Raw genomic sequence first — 2,464 nt, 5'->3', positions numbered from 1 at the left:
CCGGCCGGAGTGTGGCGGGGCGGGGGTCCCTCCGGGGGCGCCCACCCCCCGGCGGCGTGGCCGGGGGGGGGGGGGCGGGGGGGGGGGGCGGGGGGGGCGGCGGCCCTCCCCCGCCGATCGCTCGAGGCGTTCGGGGATCTCGTTCCCGCGATCAAACCCCAGGTGGCGTTCTTCGAGGAGTACGGGTCCGCCGGGATCGCCGTCCTGGAGGACGTCCTCCGCGGGATCGAGGCGTCCGGGGCGCTGTCGATCGCCGACGCCAAGCGCGGGGACATCGGGTCGACCATGGCCGGGTACGCCCGCGCGTGGCTGCGGGACGGCTCCCCGTTGGCGTGCGATGCGCTGACGGTGTCCCCGTACCTCGGGGTGGGGTCGCTCGACGCGGCCTTCGACATGGCCGCGGAGAACGGACGTGGCCTCTTCGTCCTGGCCCGCACCTCCAATCCGGAGGCGGCCGCTCTGCAGGCCGCCTCCGGCCCGTCCGGGACGGTCGCCCAGTCCGTCGTCGACGAGGTGGGCCGCCGCAACACCGCCGTCTCGACGGGCACCCCGGGGCCGTTCGGGGTGGTCGTGGGTGCCACGGTCGCCGATCCTCCGGCGCTCGGGGGACTCGCCGGGCCGGTGCTCATGCCGGGGGTGGGGGAGCAGGGCGGGACGCTCGACGACGTCAGGCGGATCGCCGGGCCCGCCCTGCCCCACACCCTCGTCAACGTCTCACGACACGTCCTCCGGGCGGGCCCGGATGTCGACGCGATGCGGGCGGTGGTCACCGAGTTGGCGCAGACCTACCGGTTCGGCGACGGCTCCTGATTCCGTCCGTCCCTGTGGGTCACCCGCGTCACATGCGTCACATCCCGCCGCGCACGCTGCGGATCGGATCGTCGGAATCCAGGCGTTTCGGGCGGCGGGGTGACGCCCCCGGCGCTAGTCTTCCGGTAGCCTCACGCGTCAATGCGCAGTTCAGACGGGGTGCCCAGACCGGCCCCGTGCGGATACGGGTCACCCCGGCCGCGTACTGTTGCAGAGGTCATCACGCCCGACGCCATGCCGGTCTCCCCACGGGGGGACGGAATCGCCCGGGTACGGTGAGTACGAGGGAGCGCCCGCTCCCGGAGGTGTTCCGCAGCCCGCGGACGCGCCGGGGCCGGTCACCGCACACCAGATGTGGATGTCCTACCGTGGACACCCGAGCACGTCATGAAATACACCCGAACCAGACGGAGGAATTGTGGCCCTTCCCCAGTTGACCGATGAGCAGCGCGCTGCTGCCTTGGAGAAGGCGGCTGCCGCCCGTCGCGTCCGAGCAGAGCTCAAGGAGCGCCTGAAGCGCGGCGGCACCGACCTCAAGCAGGTGCTCAAGGATGCCGAGAGCGACGAGATCCTCGGCAAGATGAAGGTCTCGGCGCTGCTCGAGGCGCTTCCGAAGGTCGGCAAGGTCAAGGCTCAGGAGATCATGACCGAGCTGGAGATCGCCCCGACGCGCCGCCTGCGTGGTCTCGGAGACCGTCAGCGCCGCGCACTGCTCGAGCGGTTCGACTTCACGGTCGACTGATCGACGCATGAGTACACCGTCATCCGGGGAGTCCTCCCCGGACACGGCGGCGCAGAGGGGCCGGCTGATCGTCTTGGCCGGCCCCTCCGCCGTCGGAAAATCCACCGTGGTCCAGCGCCTGCGTGAGCGGGTCGCCGACCTCTACTTCAGCGTCTCCATGACCACCCGGGACCCGCGCCCCGGGGAGGTCGACGGTCGCGACTACTTCTTCGTCACCCCCGAGGAGTTCCGCACCGCCGTCGACGAGGGCCGCATGCTCGAGTGGGCCGAGATCCACAGCGGGCTCCAGCTGTCCGGCACGCCGGCCGATCCCGTGCGGCGCGCCCTGGAGGAGGGTCGTCCGGTCCTCATCGAGGTCGATCTCGCCGGCGTCCGCCAGATCAGGGAGTCGCTCCCCGAGGGCGTGACGGTGTTCCTGTCCCCGCCCTCGTGGGAGGAACTCGAACTCCGCCTGCGCGGCCGGGGCACCGAACCGCACGAGGTCGTCGCGCGCCGACTCGAGACCGCGAAGGTGGAGATGGACGCCCGCGACGAGTTCGCGGTGGTGGTCGTCAACGACGAACTCGAGGCCGCGGTCGATGAGTTGGTATCATTGCTGGTCGGCCGCGACTGAGGCCGTAGCACCCCGAGAGCACCCACGAGCACCACCCAGGCTGTACCCAGAGGAGAACCCATAGTGGCCACCATCGAAGCCGCAGCGGCCACCCCGCTGTACGACACCCCGATCGGCATCACCAACCCCCCGATCGACGAACTCCTCGAGCGGGCGTCCTCCAAGTACGCCCTCGTGATCTTCGCCGCCAAGCGCGCGCGGCAGATCAACTCCTATTACAACCAGATCGAGGAGGGCATCCTCGAGTACGTCGGGCCCCTGGTCGACCCGGGCCTGCACGAGAAGCCGTTGACCATCGC

At 71.1% G+C, this 2,464-nt stretch carries 3 protein-coding genes and 1 pseudogene; all 4 read left to right on the top strand.

The annotated features are described in order from the left end of the window. Positions 1-111 precede the first annotated feature (111 nt). Positions 112-810 (top strand): annotated as a pseudogene (pyrF, locus tag Q0444_RS01055) (orotidine-5'-phosphate decarboxylase); the annotation flags it as partial. 418 nt (positions 811-1,228) lie between these two features. Further along, the gene (gene mihF, locus Q0444_RS01050) at positions 1,229-1,552 is read left to right on the top strand and encodes an integration host factor, actinobacterial type (protein ID WP_291080020.1); all 324 of its coding nucleotides are present in this window, start codon (positions 1,229-1,231) and stop codon (positions 1,550-1,552) included. 7 nt (positions 1,553-1,559) lie between these two features. After that, positions 1,560-2,165 (top strand): guanylate kinase, encoded by a 606-nt coding sequence (gene gmk, locus Q0444_RS01045; RefSeq protein WP_291080022.1) that lies wholly within the window; start codon positions 1,560-1,562, stop codon positions 2,163-2,165. 63 nt (positions 2,166-2,228) lie between these two features. Continuing rightward, on the top strand, positions 2,229-2,464 hold a 236-nt coding region (rpoZ, locus tag Q0444_RS01040), incomplete at its 3' end, for a DNA-directed RNA polymerase subunit omega (RefSeq protein WP_291080024.1).

The organism is uncultured Dietzia sp. (assembly GCF_937873725.1).
Lineage (GTDB): Bacteria > Actinomycetota > Actinomycetes > Mycobacteriales > Mycobacteriaceae > Dietzia.
This window is presented reverse-complemented; position numbering and strand designations above follow the sequence as displayed.

Coding starts and splice junctions, on each gene's coding strand:
- gmk (WP_291080022.1), top strand. CDS start 1,560: ATGAGTACACCGTCATCCGGGGAGTCCTCCCCGGACACGGCGGCGCAG.